This window comes from Chryseobacterium sp. CS3K3.1, assembly GCF_059515165.1.
Genome location: NZ_JCAKRV010000017.1, coordinates 79,143 through 93,990, shown reverse-complemented (window position 1 = coordinate 93,990; position 14,848 = coordinate 79,143). Strand labels below are relative to the sequence as shown.

Annotated in this window: 13 protein-coding genes; 10 read left to right on the top strand and 3 right to left on the bottom strand. The window is 37.7% G+C overall.

The window, feature by feature from the left end:
- Positions 1-49 precede the first annotated feature (49 nt).
- Positions 50-1,387, top strand: coding sequence for a dihydroorotase (locus AC5YGI_RS16115; protein WP_496168990.1), 1,338 nt, complete (start codon positions 50-52; stop codon positions 1,385-1,387).
- A gap of 128 nt (positions 1,388-1,515) precedes the next feature.
- Here the strand turns inward: AC5YGI_RS16115 and AC5YGI_RS16110 are convergent, their stop codons facing one another.
- The 3 genes from AC5YGI_RS16110 to AC5YGI_RS16100 form a co-directional block, all read right to left on the bottom strand.
- Positions 1,516-3,813 (bottom strand): GH92 family glycosyl hydrolase, encoded by a 2,298-nt coding sequence (locus AC5YGI_RS16110; RefSeq protein WP_496168989.1) that lies wholly within the window; start codon positions 3,811-3,813, stop codon positions 1,516-1,518.
- A gap of 76 nt (positions 3,814-3,889) precedes the next feature.
- A complete protein-coding gene (locus AC5YGI_RS16105) occupies positions 3,890-4,573 on the bottom strand; it encodes a response regulator transcription factor (protein ID WP_446106839.1) in 684 nt (227 codons plus the stop codon).
- Positions 4,574-4,585: 12 nt separating this feature from the next.
- The gene (locus AC5YGI_RS16100; protein WP_496168988.1) at positions 4,586-5,839 is read right to left on the bottom strand and encodes a sensor histidine kinase; all 1,254 of its coding nucleotides are present in this window, start codon (positions 5,837-5,839) and stop codon (positions 4,586-4,588) included.
- A gap of 158 nt (positions 5,840-5,997) precedes the next feature.
- Between AC5YGI_RS16100 and AC5YGI_RS16095 the strand changes: the two genes are divergently transcribed.
- The 9 genes from AC5YGI_RS16095 (at position 5,998) to AC5YGI_RS16055 (ending at position 14,759) form a co-directional block, all read left to right on the top strand.
- Positions 5,998-6,408: a DUF1573 domain-containing protein gene (locus AC5YGI_RS16095; RefSeq protein WP_110010651.1), complete on the top strand. Its 411-nt coding sequence runs from the start codon at positions 5,998-6,000 to the stop codon at positions 6,406-6,408.
- 380 nt (positions 6,409-6,788) lie between these two features.
- Complete coding sequence (locus tag AC5YGI_RS16090; protein WP_330745176.1) at positions 6,789-7,670, top strand: SDR family oxidoreductase; 882 nt, start codon at positions 6,789-6,791, stop codon at positions 7,668-7,670.
- Positions 7,671-7,754: 84 nt separating this feature from the next.
- Positions 7,755-9,695: a M1 family metallopeptidase gene (locus AC5YGI_RS16085; protein WP_330745177.1), complete on the top strand. Its 1,941-nt coding sequence runs from the start codon at positions 7,755-7,757 to the stop codon at positions 9,693-9,695.
- Between the two features lie 517 nt (positions 9,696-10,212).
- Entirely contained in the window at positions 10,213-11,100 is an 888-nt protein-coding gene (locus tag AC5YGI_RS16080) for a DUF2589 domain-containing protein (RefSeq protein WP_330745178.1), read from the top strand.
- 16 nt (positions 11,101-11,116) lie between these two features.
- A complete protein-coding gene (locus tag AC5YGI_RS16075) occupies positions 11,117-11,812 on the top strand; it encodes a hypothetical protein (protein WP_330745179.1) in 696 nt (231 codons plus the stop codon).
- Positions 11,812-12,390: a hypothetical protein gene (locus AC5YGI_RS16070; RefSeq protein WP_330745180.1), complete on the top strand. Its 579-nt coding sequence runs from the start codon at positions 11,812-11,814 to the stop codon at positions 12,388-12,390. Before AC5YGI_RS16075 ends, AC5YGI_RS16070 begins: the two co-directional genes overlap by 1 nt.
- Before the next feature lie 12 nt (positions 12,391-12,402).
- A complete protein-coding gene (locus AC5YGI_RS16065) occupies positions 12,403-13,665 on the top strand; it encodes a S8 family peptidase (protein ID WP_330745181.1) in 1,263 nt (420 codons plus the stop codon).
- Positions 13,662-13,865: a hypothetical protein gene (locus AC5YGI_RS16060; protein WP_330745182.1), complete on the top strand. Its 204-nt coding sequence runs from the start codon at positions 13,662-13,664 to the stop codon at positions 13,863-13,865. The genes AC5YGI_RS16065 and AC5YGI_RS16060 overlap by 4 nt, the downstream gene beginning before the upstream one ends.
- 66 nt (positions 13,866-13,931) lie before the next feature.
- On the top strand, positions 13,932-14,759 hold the full coding sequence (locus AC5YGI_RS16055; RefSeq protein WP_330745183.1) for an endonuclease/exonuclease/phosphatase family protein: 828 nt from the start codon (positions 13,932-13,934) through the stop codon (positions 14,757-14,759).
- Positions 14,760-14,848: the final 89 nt, after the last annotated feature.

Genomic DNA, 14,848 nt, shown 5'->3' with positions numbered 1-14,848 from the left:
GGGGTGAATTAAAACTTAAAATCTTAATTTTACAGCGAAATAAATTGAAATGAAAGTTCTTATAAAAAATGTAAATATCGTCAACGAAGGAAAAGTCTTTGAAAGTGATATCATGATAGAAAATGATTTGATTTCTAAAATAGCGGCAGGTATTTCTGAAGATGCGGATCAGGTTATAGATGGCTCAGGAAAGTATCTTCTTCCCGGAGTAATAGATGACCAGGTGCATTTCCGTGAGCCGGGACTTACTCATAAAGGTGATATTGAAAGCGAATCAAGAGCAGCCATTGCCGGAGGGATCACCAGTTTTATTGATCAGCCGAATACTGTTCCAAACGCTGTTACCCAGGAGCTATTGGCAGACAAGTATGAGATTGCTTCCCAAAAAGCATATGCCAACTATGGTTTTATGATGGGAGGAACGAATGATAATCTGGAGGAAGTTTTGAAAACGAACCCTAGAAATGTTCCGGGAATCAAGTTATTTTTAGGATCATCCACAGGAAATATGCTGGTTGATAATCCTGAAACTCTGGAAAACATTTTCAGTAATACCAAAATGCTGATTGCTGTGCACTGTGAAGATGAAGCTACCATCAGAGCCAATACTCAGAAATATATGGATGAATATGGAGATGATATTCCTGTAAAATTCCACCACCTGATCAGAAGTGAAGAAGCATGTTATAAATCTTCATCCAAGGCGATAGAGCTTGCGAAAAAAACAGGGGCGAGACTTCACGTTTTCCACCTTTCAACAGCAAAGGAAATGGAACTTTTCCGAAATGATATTCCCTTAAAAGACAAAAAAATCACTGCTGAGGTATGTGTTCATCATCTTACATTTACCAATGAGGATTATGAAACAAGAGGAGGCCTTATCAAATGGAATCCTGCTGTAAAAACCCAAAAAGATAAAGATGCCCTTTGGGAAGCATTACTGGATGACAGAATAGATGTGATTGCTACAGACCACGCTCCGCATACGGCAGAAGAGAAGAACAATGTTTATACAAAATGTCCTTCAGGGGCACCTTTGGTACAGCATTCATTAATTGTAATGCTTGAAAACTATAAAAACGGTAAAATATCCCTTGAGAAAATCGTTGAAAAGATGGCTCATAATCCGGCAATCCTTTTCAAAGTTGAAAAAAGAGGTTTTGTAAGAGAAGGGTATAAAGCAGATCTAGTTTTGGTAGATTTAAATCAGGATTGGACGGTTTCCAAAGAGAATCTACTCTACAAGTGTGGCTGGAGCCCACTGGAAGGGATGAATTTCCACTCTAAAGTTACCCATACTTTTGTCAATGGTCATTTGGTGTATGATAATGGTACAATTGCTGAGGGAAAATTCGGAGAAAGATTACTTTTTGAACCTAGAGATTAATCAGAGATTATTATAATTCAATAGGAGCGGGCTTTAGCCCGCTCACTTTATATTTAACCTTCCATTGGCTTTAGCCAAAACTTATTTTAAAAGACTGTGAATATTCAAATCCCGGCTCATTCGCCTTTTTACTTTTTCGCCTTATTTCCCATATAAAATGTCAGCTTTCCTCCATTCATAATTTCAGAATGCTTTAATGTAAAGTTTTTAATCTCTTTTCCATTCAAAAGAACTTTCTGAACATACACATTTTTCGGACTTTGGTTGATTGCTTCAATTTCAAAAATTTTTCCGTTTTCCAGATTCAGTACAGCGTGATCAATCGCAGGGCTGCCGATAGCATAATCTTCAGAACCGGGAGCTACAGGATAAAAACCTAATGAACTTAAAATATACCATGCACTCATTTGCCCGGCATCATCATTTCCGCCCAGCCCGTCAGGTGTTGCTTTGTACTGCATTTCCAGAATACGGCGGATTTGTGCCTGTGCTTTCCATGGCTGTCCTGCCCAGTTATAAAAATACGCAACATGGTGAGCCGGTTCATTTCCGTGAACATATCCACCAATAATTCCTTCACGGGTAATATCTTCAGTGTCTGCAAAGAATTCATCAGGTAAATGCATGGTGAAAAGTTCGTCCAGTTTAGATGCGAATTTCTTCTTCCCACCCATCATCGTGATCAGTTCATCCGGATTTTGTGGAACAAAGAAACTGTAGTTCCATGAGTTTCCTTCAATAAAACCTTGCCCGTGAGTGCTTAATACATCAAAATCTTTCTTAAAATTTCCATCTGCCAGACGTGGGCGCATAAAACCGATAGTTTTGTCAAAGTTATTTTTCCAGTTCTCAGACCGTCTAATAAACTGATTGTAAATATCTGTTTTGTTTAAATGCTTTGCCAGTTGAGCAATAGCCCAGTCATCATAGGCATATTCCAAGGTATTGGAAACTGATGTTCCATTTTTCTCGGCCGGAATATATCCAAGGTCAATATATTGTCCTATGCCTTCGTAATCTCTTTTATTTGCTGTTTCTATACATGCTTTCAAAGCTTCTTCAGGATCACCCGTATAATTTCCTTTAATAATAGCATCAGCTACAACGCTTACACTATGGTAGCCGCTCATACACCAGTTGTCGTTTGCATAATGCGACCAGATCGGCAGCATTTTCATTGAGAATTGATTGTAATGAGCCATCATAGATTTTACCATGTCACCATTCCGTTTAGGCTGGATGATATTAAAAAATGGATGGAGTGTACGGTAAGTATCCCAAAGAGAGAACGTTGTATAATTGGTAAAGCCGTCCGCTTTGTGAACATTTTGATCCAACCCTTTATATTCTCCATTAACGTCCATATAAGTAGTAGGATTAATGAAGGTATGATACATTGCTGTATAGAAATTGGTCTTCTCTGTATCAGAACCTTTGATGACAATTTTATTTAATTCCTTGTTCCAGTTGTCCTGGGCTATAGCTTTAACCTGATCAAAAGTCATATTCCCCGTTTCTTTTTCCAGATTTTCCAGAGCATTGGTCTGGCTTACCGGAGAAATGGCCAATTTTACTTCAATCGCTTCATTTTCATTGGTATCAAAATCAAAATACATTTTCAGGTTCTTTCCTGCCATCTCCGGAAAGTTTTTATTTTGGTCGAATTTTCTCCAGAATCCTTTGTAAACCTGCTTTTCATCATAGTTTTGCTGACCGTAAGATTTAAAAGGTTTTGAAAACTTCATGGCGAAATAAACCGTTCTGGTTCTTGCCCAGCCATTGGTCTGCCGATAACCTGTGATGGTATTTCCGTTTTCTACACGAACGTATGTCCATACATTTTTCCCGTCATAATTGTAAATACCGGCCATCAGATCCAGAATAATGTGAGCTTGATCAGATTTTGGGAAAGTATAACGGTGAATTCCCACTCTGGGAGTTGCTGTCAGCTCTGCCAGAATATTGTGGTCATCCAGTTTTACTTTATAATATCCGGCTTCTGCAGTTTCGTTCTGGTGTGAAAATCTGCTTCTGTAGCCGCTTTCAGGATTAGCTGCTGTTCCGGGATTCAACTGAAGTTTTCCTACAGTAGGCATTACCAGAAAATCTCCCAGATCAGAATGTCCTGTACCGCTGAAATGAGTAGAGCTGAATCCTACTATGGTTTTATCTTCATAACGGTAGCCGGCGCAGTATTTGTAAACCTCACCATTATATTTTCCATTGAGTTCATAGGAAATGGTGTCTGTTTCAGGGCTTAGCTGTACGGCACCAAAAGGAACAGTGGCTCCCGGATAAGTATGTCCCATCTTTTCAGTTCCGATCAGAGGATTGACATATTGTATTAATTTTTCAAATTTTTGGGCATGAAAGTTTGCACTTAAAAATGCTAGAGAAAGAAAAACAATAGACTTGCGATTTTTCATTAATGACAATTTTTCAAAGTTTAAAATTAATTAAAATCATCATTTTCTGTTGTGTTTTAAATTAGTTAAGGGCTATTTACTCTTTTTCTGAAAAACGGAAACCTATTCCGTGAAGGTTTTCTATTACTATGTTCTGTTCTTCAGCCAGTACTTTCCTCAGCCGGGAAATGAAAACATCAAGGCTCCGTCCCATGAAATAATCATCATCACCCCAGATGGCCCTCAGGATTTCCTGCCTTTTGACCACCAGATTTTTATGGCGTATAAAATATAAAAGAAGATCAGACTCTCTTTGGGTAAGGGTAATATTGTTTTCCGCACCTTTCAGGGTGTAATTTTTTGGATCAAAATCATATTTGCCCACTTTATATTGCAGAGAAGAAGTGTCCGATTTCTTAGTGCGTTTCAGAAAAACTTCAATTTTCAGCATCAGTTCTTCAATACTAAATGGTTTTACCAGATAATCATCAGCTCCAATTTTAAGCCCTTTGATTCTGTCTTCTTTTAAAGCTTTTGCAGAGATGAAAATAATAGGAATTTCAGAATTTTTACTGCGGATATTTTGTGCTACCTCAAATCCGCTCATGCCGGGCATCATAATATCCAGCAGGCAGATATCAAAATCCTGGCTGTTAAATGCTTCCAACGCAGATTCTCCATCAGAATAACAGCTGATATCATAATAACTTTCCAAACTGTCTTCCACCAGAAAAGCTATTGTTTTGTCATCTTCGGCATATAAAATTTTAGATTTCTCCATACTTACACATGATTAATTTGAAAACGGAAAGAAGAGCGTTGTACTAATTCCTTTGTCTTCATTATTCTCCACAGAAATTTTCCAGTGATGCTGCTGAACTACTTTTTTTACATAAAATAATCCCAGCCCGAAACCATTTACTTCTTCACTTCTTTTGGTATGTACCCGATAAAACTTTTCAAAAATATGAGGAATATTTTTAGCAGGAATTCCCATTCCGTTGTCTTTAAACTTTAAATATAAGCCTTTTGAATCTTTATAAGCTGAAATTTTGATCACAGGATTTGTTTCACAATACTTGATGGAATTGTCCAGCAGGTTGTAAATGATATTCGTAAAGTGAAATTCATCTGCCATTACCGAAGTACTGTTTTCAATATCGATTTCGATGCTGAGGTCTTTGTTTTTATGCTGTACATTGTCTGCAATTTCCTGAATAAAAGGGAGAAGAAGAATTTTTTGAGGTTTTAATGACAGTCCTGCCGCATCATTTTTAGCAATATTCAATATTTTCTCAATGTGGCTATTGAGCTTGTGGCTTTGATTGATGATAATGGAGGTATAGGTCTGCAGTTTAGAATTTTCCTGTACCATTTCCTGTTTATTAAGCGCTTCCGAAGCTAAAAGTATAGAGGATAAAGGAGTCTTAAACTCATGAGTCATATTATTGATAAAATCACGCTGCAACTCCGAGAACTTCTTCTGCTGAATGATCGTGTAGATAGAATATACATACACCAAAAGGATGATGATAAGAGCAAAGGTAAGGAGATACCAGAATCGTAATGAACTGATCAGGTAAGTGGTCTTATCAGGAAATCGTATGGAAAAATAATAGATCAGATTTTTATGCTTTGGAAAATTGATCACCTTATTGCTGGGGCTTTCCTGATGCGAGGTCATGTATTTTCCATAGATCATTTTATCGCTGTGGCAGTTGTATAATGCATACACATAATCTGTATTGATCTGAAAGCGGGTAAATTCTGTCTTCAGATAATATTCAAGCACAACAGGATGAAATTCATTGTTGATATTCACCACATAATAATCATTGGCAATATTCTGTACCGGATTTTCGGTGTAGGATGTCTTTCCTCCGGAGAGTTTCTCTGCGACTTCCATTAAGGCAATATTGACTTTCTGGTTAAATTTTTTGTCTTCAAGATTATAAGCCTGTATCGTCCACATCAATTGTGCTATTAAAATTCCGATAATAGCGACGAATCCAAGCGTGATAATAATATTGAGTCTTTTTATTTTCATTTCCTGAAACAATATTATCCAAAAATATCTATTTATCTTTTACTATTAACAACTCATTAACAAATGTTAGACAGCGGTTAACAAGCCATAATCATTGTCTGCTTTACATTTGTCATATAGAAGAACATAATCAGTTTCAAATATTAAAATATATACTCATGAAAAAATTAAAAATTACAGCTCTTTTAGCCGTGTTGGCGTTCTCTCCGTTTTATGCGAATGTATTGACTACAGATGGTCCATCTATCGTAAAAATGGTTGCTGATGCTATCAAATGGAAATCAGAATCTATCGATGTAGGAAATATTCCTCAGGGTAAACCAAAATTGATCAGATTTGAATTTACAAACACAAGTTCAAAACCAATCATTATTCAGAATGTAGCGCCTTCATGTGGATGTACAACTGCCGATTACACAAAAACTCCTATCCAGCCAGGAAAAAAAGGATTTGTGGAAGCCAGCTATAACGCAGCAACAGTAGGACCATTTATGAAGACAGTAAATGTTACTACCAGCGACAGCAAAACTCCTAAAACACTTTCTTTCAAAGGAGTGGTAGCTTCTTAATATATCGTTTTAACAAATAGAAATAGCCTGGTAATTGTTATCAGGCTATTTTCTTTTTCGAATAGTTTATTTATAAAGACGCCTAATCTTTATGAAACCGCAAAAGGCACAAAAGCTTTCATTTTGTCCGCTTAGGTAAGTTTAAAATAATGCCGGAGAAAAGTTCAAATAAGATGAAAATCTTTGATGTACTTCTTTACATAGAGCTTGGCTCTAAAAAACTTAAGGATTTAAAACTTTTATGTCTTTTGGGGTTAAAAATCATGAATGTAAAAGTTGAGAGAGCTTTTATGTGAAGAATAATTATTTGTAGCATTATTTATCAACCTATTTTACAGGATTGCATTTCAATATTTATTATTTTTAAGAAAAAATATTTTATGAGTCTATATACACAACCTATGCTGCGCGAAGGTGCACTAAAAGATAAAGTAGCAATTGTAACAGGAGGCGGAAGCGGTCTTGGAAAAGCGATGACTAAATACTTTCTTGAACTGGGCGCCAAAGTAGTGATCACTTCCAGAAATCTGGAGAAGCTGCAGACCACAGCTAAGGAGCTGGAAGATGAAACCGGAGGTAAGGTGCTTTGTGTAGCATGTGATGTAAGAAACTGGGATGAGGTGGAAGCTATGAAAGAGGCAACACTGAAAGAATTCGGGAAAATTGATATTTTGTTGAATAATGCAGCCGGAAACTTCATTTCTCCAACAGAAAAACTGACTCACTCTGCTTTTGACTCCATTCTCGATATTGTTTTAAAAGGAACGAAAAACTGTACCCTTTCCATAGGAAAACACTGGATAGATTCTAAAACTCCCGGAACAGTACTGAATATCGTAACCACTTACGCATGGACAGGTTCTGCCTATGTTGTACCGTCTGCCTGTGCAAAAGCAGGAGTGCTGGCGATGACCAGATCATTAGCGGTAGAATGGGCAAAATACGGAATCCGTTTCAATGCTATTGCACCAGGACCCTTCCCTACGAAAGGAGCCTGGGATAGACTTCTTCCCGGAGATCTTCAGGAGAAATTCGATATGAAGAAAAAAGTTCCGTTGAGAAGAGTAGGAGAACATCAGGAGCTGGCCAACCTTGCGGCTTATCTGGTTTCCGACTATTCTGCTTATATGAACGGGGAAGTGGTAACCATTGATGGTGGAGAATGGCTTCAGGGTGCCGGAGAGTTCAATATGCTTGAAGCAATTCCTAAAGAAATGTGGGATGCTTTGGAAGCAATGATTAAAGCCAAAAAATCAAATTAAATTAAACTTGTATTAAAAAAACTCCCGGATGTGTAACAAATCCGGGAGTTTTTTTTACCTATACACTAAATAATACTTTTTCAAATGAATTTTAAACTTCCAACCCTTGTTTCGACGCTTGCAGTGGTTCTGTTCTCAGGATCTGCCTATGCACAGCAAACTCCGAAATACGATTATGTAGAAGCATTTAAGCCGTTCTTTTATCCGCAGACAGGCACAGCTACCCGTTCTGCAAGCGGACAGCCGGGACATGCTTACTGGCAGAATTCAGCAGATTATCATTTGAACGTCAGCCTGAATGAAGATAAAAAAGAAATTACCGGTACAGCGCAGATTACCTATACCAACAACAGTCCTGATAAATTAGGTTTTCTCTGGCTGCAGCTGGATCAGAATCTGTTTGCAAAAGATTCCAGAGGAAATGGTGTAGTGCCGCTCTCCGGGAGCAGAAACGGAGCTCATGGTGAAGAATTTAACGGTGGATATACCATTAAATCAGTCAAACTGGATGGTAAGAAAGATGTAAAATACACCGTTACCGATACAAGAATGCAGATTGATCTTCCCAAAGAGCTGAAAGCCAACGGAGGTGTGGCAAAGATAGAAATAGAATATTCTTTTATTTCTCCTGAGTATGGTTCAGACAGAATGGGAGTTCAGGATACTAAAAATGGTAAAATATTTACCATCGCACAGTGGTATCCGAGAATGTGCGTGTATGATGATGTGATGGGCTGGAATACACTTCCTTACCTTGGAGCTTCAGAGTTTTATTTAGAATATGGAAATATTACAGCCAATATTACTGTTCCCGCCAGTCATTATGTCGTAGCATCCGGAGAGCTTCTGAATGAGAAAGAAGTGTACAGCAAAGAAGAAATCAACAGATGGAATGAGGCAAGAAACAGTGATAAAACGGTAATGATCCGCCCTGAGTCTGAAATCGGTAAAAATAAAACTTCAGGAACAAAAACCTGGAAATTTAAAATTAATCAAACAAGAGATTTTGCATGGGCATCATCTGCCGGATTTATTTTGGATGCTGCAAAAATCAATTTACCCAGTGGAAAGAAATCTTTAGCTATTTCTGCTTATCCTGCGGAGAGTGCCGGTGAAAAAGCGTGGGGAAGATCTACAGAATATACGAAAGCGGCCATAGAGCATTATTCGAAAAAATGGTATGAATACACCTATCCGGCTGCCACCAATGTAGCAGGAAACGAAGGTGGAATGGAATATCCGGGAATTGTTTTCTGTCATATGGATTCCAAAGGGGAAGATCTTTGGGGCGTTACAGACCATGAGTTCGGACACAACTGGTTCCCTATGATCGTAGGATCTAATGAAAGATTATTTGCATGGATGGATGAAGGATTTAATACTTTTATCAACGGACTTTCCACCGAAGCTTTTAATAAAGGAGAATATTACCGTAAACCGAATCTGGCAAGATCAGGAATGTATTTGCTGACTGACAGTCTGGAGCCTGTAATGGTAGGACCTGATAATATGAAAGAAAGAAGTATCGGAGCGTTGGCTTACTATAAACCGGGTACAGGTTTAGATGTTTTAAGAGAAGCAATTCTGGGACCTGAAAAGTTTGACAAAGCATTCAGAACCTATATAGATCGCTGGGCATTCAAACATCCGACGCCATGGGATTTCTTCCACACAATGGAAAATGTTTCCGGAGAGGAACTGAATTGGTTCTGGAGAGGATGGTTCTTTAATAAATGGAAAATTGATCAGGCTGTTAAAACCGTACAATATGTCAACGGAGACTTTAAAAACGGAGTTCAGATTACGGTTGAAAATATTGGTCAGCTGCCAATGCCTACAACCGTACAGATCAAATTCAAAGACGGAACAGCACAGACGGTAAAAATTCCTGTTGAGGTCTGGAAAAGAAATACTGAATGGACGTTCAAGGTAGATTCCAGCAAGGAAATTGATGAGGTAAAACTGGATCCGGATTCTGTTGTCCCTGATGTTAATCTGGAAAATAACAGCAAAAAACCGGCATAGAAACGGTGAATTTATTTAAATTGGCGACTATATACAATTTTATGCCATTGTCATTCTGACGAAGGAAGAATCTCATGTAAAACCTGGATTCTTCATTTCACTGCGTTACATTCAGAATGACAAAGTCATAATAATAAGTAAGATAGCAGATTAATGTAAAATTGTATATAATTACCTTTAAATTTAGTGCAAAGGTTTACTGTCTCATGCTGATTCTTAAGGGAGCAAAGATGGAATCAATACAATTGATTCTTTCTAAGCGTAAGCATATCCATGCAGATTCATCAGCAACTTTGTTGCTTTCTCAGCTTCCTTAAATAATAATAGTTAATATGATCTTGGCGTCTATAAAATAAATATTTGCTATATGTATTACAAAAGCCTGAGCTTACCACTAGTAAGTTCAGGCTTTTTATTTTTAGGGTGTTTTTCCTGAACAAGTAGAGGTGTTCTCCTGAAATGTTTTGAAGCCCGGTGATCTAATTTTGTCCCACAATATTAATCAAAAACAAAAAACATGGAAACATTAAAATCGGTGCTTGAAGCAAGCCACGCCAAAAAAACAAAAAATGAGTTAATCGACCTTTTATCGGGAGTAGAAAAAGTACTGACTCCGGCAGTCTATGAAAAAGTGTCAGGAATTGAAACCTCAGAACTGAGTTCATTGACGAATAAGGAATTGTTAGCAATTGTAGACGAATTCAAAAAGAACTATGACGAAAAGTGGGAAAAATCTTTCTCAGGTGCGTCTTCAGAAATCATGAAAATGATTGCCGGTAAAATGGCTGCCGATGAAGAGATCTTCAGAACTTCAGATGCTGCCAATGCAGATTTTGCGGCAGAATTGGGAAGCATCGACTTTGCAACGATTATTGGCGGACCTTTGGATGCTTGTGTAAAAGCACAGTCCAATGCCTCAATTGCCACCGTTAATTTCATCAACGAAGTTGGGTTCGAGCTTACAGATCCGGCCAATGCTGCCAGCCCTAAAAAACTGAGAATGGCAGAATTCAAATACAAAAAAAATATTCCGAACCCGGATTTTAAAGAAGATGAGCCGGTAAGTGCCACCAACCCTAAAACGATTCCGAACGACGTAGAAATTTCAGTGCCGTTTATTGCATTGCTGAATGTTCCGAGCTTCAGAATTGAGACCTGTGAAGTAGACTTTAATGTGAAACTTAATTCTACATACACAAAAGACGTAAGTGATGAATTCGGGATCAATGCCGGAGTATCCGGTGGATGGGGACCTGTGAAATTCAAAGTGGATGTCTCCTATAAGAGAACTTCCAGTACAGGAATTAAAGTGGAAAAAGAATATTCTCTTGGGGTAAAAGTGCGTGCAACCAATGACGAAATGCCTGCAGGGCTTGAAAAAGTGCTTGGACTTCTTTCACAATAATTAGATTTTACGAAAGATGATAAAACTATCAGATTACCTGGATTATCTCAACAACGAGATAATTCAGGCTCGTAAAAAAGCAGATGAGAATGCGGTTCTTATTGCCAAAGAATATGCCCGCCATGAATACCTTAAATATTTCAAGGTTCCGCGCTATGCTCTGCCTAGTGTAAAGATGGACATTCCGATTAAAATTACGGATATCGATTCAGATCCCAAATATAATTTTAAACTGAATGAAGATCAGTTTGTGACAGAAATAAATGAAAGAATCCGTCTGGTGAATAGGGAGAAGAAATTTAATATTCCTGAAATCAGCAAAAGACAGCTTCAGACTGAAGAATTCAAAACCCTGTTCAGCAAGCTGGAAAAGAATGATCAGAAATTCGGGAACCTTCCTGCCAATGAAGTGCTCAAACTGGATCTCAGAAAGAAAATGCAGCTTCTGAATTCAGGAATATTCCGACCTCAGGAAGGAACAGAAGAAGAAACTGATGAATTGAAAGAAATTTTTTCAAAGGTTCTGCTGAATAAATATACGCTGGTGAATGCAAAGCTGAACAGCATTTACATAGATCCTAACACCAGTGCAGCAGAAGATAAAGACAAATTATTTATCAACCTTCATGTGGAAATGGAGGAGGAAGGAATCAGGATTGTGTCTTACAAAGATAAAGACGGTAATGAAATAGAACAGATAACTTTTGAGTAATGCAGGAACTTATCCACTTTACGGTACAGAAAATCAAAGAACTGCTGGAACAGTTCAATGAGGTTCAGACTTTATACCTGTCAAAATCATTTGACTTTGATGCCCGGTTTGATGCATTTCTCAACGAAGTTCTGGAGTATTTCCGTACCAAAGGAAACACCAGCCACGAATCCGAAGTGCTGAAGGTAATGAATATGATTTCTACCGTTAAAAGAGGCTTTAATCCTATTAAAATGGAGAAAATAATGACAGGGAGAAGAGAAATGCTCGCAGGATTCTCATTTAACGGAATGGAAAGTATTTATGATATCCTGATGGAAATATATGCCAGGGAGAATAAAAAACTTGAGGAGGCGGAAGAACTTATTTCAGGAATCATTGTCTCATTATATCAAAATGGTATTCTGGATGATGAAAAGCTGAAGGACATGAACTCCGTTCCCAAAATTGAACGTTTCTGGACTTCATTGGTTGAACAAAATACTGCCATATCCGGAATTAATAAGAAACTCAGACTGACCATTATTCCGGAGGATATTTTTCTTATTCTCGAAAAGATATTTCTGAAATTAATTTAAAAAAAGATCATTATGGAAACCGGAAGATATATTGTTCTGCTGCAGAACCAGCAGAAAAACGCACTCAAAAAAATTGAGAAAGAGCTGGAAGTGAGTATCACCTCTTCAGAATTTCTATCGAAAGAAAACCGTTCTTATGAAATCATTGATCAGGACAATGGTGTACTTTACAAAAATCTTGGGGTTCTGGTGGTGGAAAATATGGATGAAGATCAATTGAAAAGTGCCGTGAAAGATCAATCCAATTCTATTGTATACTACGAAAAAGAAAGAGAATTTTTTCCTGCAGATGAATTGCAATTGATTAATGAGCTTAAAAAACAGTCTGCCGGGCTTGCAGAAAAAATCTCAGAACTTGAAAAATATATTACCAGCAAACCTTTACCTCAAAAATCATTCATTGAAATGGAATGGGGATTAAAAGCGATCGGACTGGAAAATGCCAGCTACACAGGAAAAGGAATTGATGTATGCATTCTTGATACCGGACTTGAAATTTCCCATCCCGATTTTTCCGCCGAAGTGATTGAAGGGAAATCTTTTATAGATGGTGAGGACTGGAACAGAGATCCCAACGGACATGGCACACACTGTGCAGGAGTGGCTGCAGGAAATACAAGAAGTGATAACGGAAGACGTTACGGAATAGCTAAGGATTGCAACCTGAAAATAGCAAAAGTGCTCGCAGACAATGGAAGAGGAACTACCAGCAGTGTCATTGATGCGATAGACTGGGCCATTTCTAAGAAATTCAGAATATTGTCTCTTTCACTAGCTTCTCCTGTGAAGTTTGATGATCAGCCATCTGTTCTTTTTGAAACCATTGGAGAAAGAGCACTTGAAAATAACTGCCTTATTATCGCAGCAGCAGGAAATGACAGCAACAGGCCACAGATTCCACAGCCTGTTTCCATGCCTGCCAATTCAAAATCGATCATGGCTGTTGGAGCTATTGACGGACAAATGAAGATCGCCAGATTTTCAAACGCAGGTCTTAATCCATCTACAGGCGGAAACATCAATGTCTGTGCTCCCGGAGTCGATATTATCAGTTCGTATCCTAAAAATGCGAAGAACAAAAATAACCTGTACTATACAATGAGTGGTACCAGTATGGCCGCACCGCATGTTTCAGGGCTTGCAGCGTTGTATATGGAACAGTTTCCCGATAAATCGGCAAAAGAGATCTGGGAGCTGATTGAAAACAAAGCAAGACCTGTTGAAGGGATAAAATACAGAGATATTGGAAATGGTTTAATACAGGTATACCTATGATTACTTATCTCGCAGTTTTAAAGAAAGATATAAATTTTAAAAGGCTTGAAACTCTTCTCAAAACTAAAGGCATAAAACTGGCCTCACACTATAAAACCTTGGGAATTGTAAAACTTGAAAGTCAGCTGCCAGTTTCAGTGTCTGAATTTCAGGAATATTTTATATCTGTAGAAGAAGAAAAAGATAATTTAACAATATAATCACATCAATAAAGCTTTTCTGTCGCAGAGAAGTTTTATTTTTGTCTCTTAATGATAAAATAACATATGAATTTCAGATTTTCAATGGTGTTTCTGATGTTTTTTGCATTGGGATTTTCACAGGACCTTACCGTAATGAGTTTTAATATCAGACTGAATGTAGAGTCGGATAAAGACAATGCCTGGCCAAAAAGAAAGCAGGATGTTGCCGATTTACTGACGTATTATCATCCTGATTATTTCGGAGTACAGGAAGCGCTTCCGGAACAGATGAAAGATATTAAAACAGGATTAAAAAACTATGATTATATAGGAGTAGGAAGAGATGACGGCAAAGAGAAAGGAGAGTTTTCTGCCATCTTTTATGACACAAACAGACTTGAAGCAGTAAAATCAGGGACATTCTGGTTATCTGAAACTCCGGAAAAACCATCAAAAGGCTGGGATGCCGCACTGAACAGGATCTGTACTTACGCCATATTTAAAGATAAAAAATCGAAGAAAGAATTCCTGGCGATGAATCTTCATTTTGATCATGTAGGAAATGTGGCAAGAGTAAAATCTTCTGAACTGATTCTGAAAAAAATCAAAGAACTGAATCCAAGAAACCTTCCGGTAACGCTGAGCGGAGATTTTAATCTGACAGATGATTCAGAACCTATTAAAATCCTTTCTCAGAATATGAAAGACAGTTTCTATCACTCGGAAACCAAGCATTATGGTCCTGTAGGATCTTTCACCGCTTTTGATGTCAATACAGTCCCGAAAGACAGAATCGATTATATTTTTACACAAGGCTTTAAGATCAGATCTCACAGACATATCAATGACAGAAGAGAAAATCTCTTGTATCCGTCAGATCATTTTCCGGTGATCGTGAATCTTTCTCTATAAAAAATCAATTGGTTGGAAAATCAATTTCAAATCCAATTCCTCTCAGGGATTGGATTTTTATTTGGAGATCACTGTTTTCACAAAGATTT

What these genes read in the sequence shown, in the direction of transcription:
- AC5YGI_RS16115 (WP_496168990.1), top strand. Translation starts at nt 50, where the DNA reads ATGAAAGTTCTTATAAAAAATGTAAATATCGTCAACGAAGGAAAAGTC.
- AC5YGI_RS16110 (WP_496168989.1), bottom strand. Translation starts at nt 3,813, where the DNA reads ATGAAAAATCGCAAGTCTATTGTTTTTCTTTCTCTAGCATTTTTAAGT.
- AC5YGI_RS16105 (WP_446106839.1), bottom strand. Translation starts at nt 4,573, where the DNA reads ATGGAGAAATCTAAAATTTTATATGCCGAAGATGACAAAACAATAGCT.
- AC5YGI_RS16100 (WP_496168988.1), bottom strand. Translation starts at nt 5,839, where the DNA reads ATGAAAATAAAAAGACTCAATATTATTATCACGCTTGGATTCGTCGCT.
- AC5YGI_RS16095 (WP_110010651.1), top strand. Translation starts at nt 5,998, where the DNA reads ATGAAAAAATTAAAAATTACAGCTCTTTTAGCCGTGTTGGCGTTCTCT.
- AC5YGI_RS16090 (WP_330745176.1), top strand. Translation starts at nt 6,789, where the DNA reads ATGAGTCTATATACACAACCTATGCTGCGCGAAGGTGCACTAAAAGAT.
- AC5YGI_RS16085 (WP_330745177.1), top strand. Translation starts at nt 7,755, where the DNA reads ATGAATTTTAAACTTCCAACCCTTGTTTCGACGCTTGCAGTGGTTCTG.
- AC5YGI_RS16080 (WP_330745178.1), top strand. Translation starts at nt 10,213, where the DNA reads ATGGAAACATTAAAATCGGTGCTTGAAGCAAGCCACGCCAAAAAAACA.
- AC5YGI_RS16075 (WP_330745179.1), top strand. Translation starts at nt 11,117, where the DNA reads ATGATAAAACTATCAGATTACCTGGATTATCTCAACAACGAGATAATT.
- AC5YGI_RS16070 (WP_330745180.1), top strand. Translation starts at nt 11,812, where the DNA reads ATGCAGGAACTTATCCACTTTACGGTACAGAAAATCAAAGAACTGCTG.
- AC5YGI_RS16065 (WP_330745181.1), top strand. Translation starts at nt 12,403, where the DNA reads ATGGAAACCGGAAGATATATTGTTCTGCTGCAGAACCAGCAGAAAAAC.
- AC5YGI_RS16060 (WP_330745182.1), top strand. Translation starts at nt 13,662, where the DNA reads ATGATTACTTATCTCGCAGTTTTAAAGAAAGATATAAATTTTAAAAGG.
- AC5YGI_RS16055 (WP_330745183.1), top strand. Translation starts at nt 13,932, where the DNA reads ATGAATTTCAGATTTTCAATGGTGTTTCTGATGTTTTTTGCATTGGGA.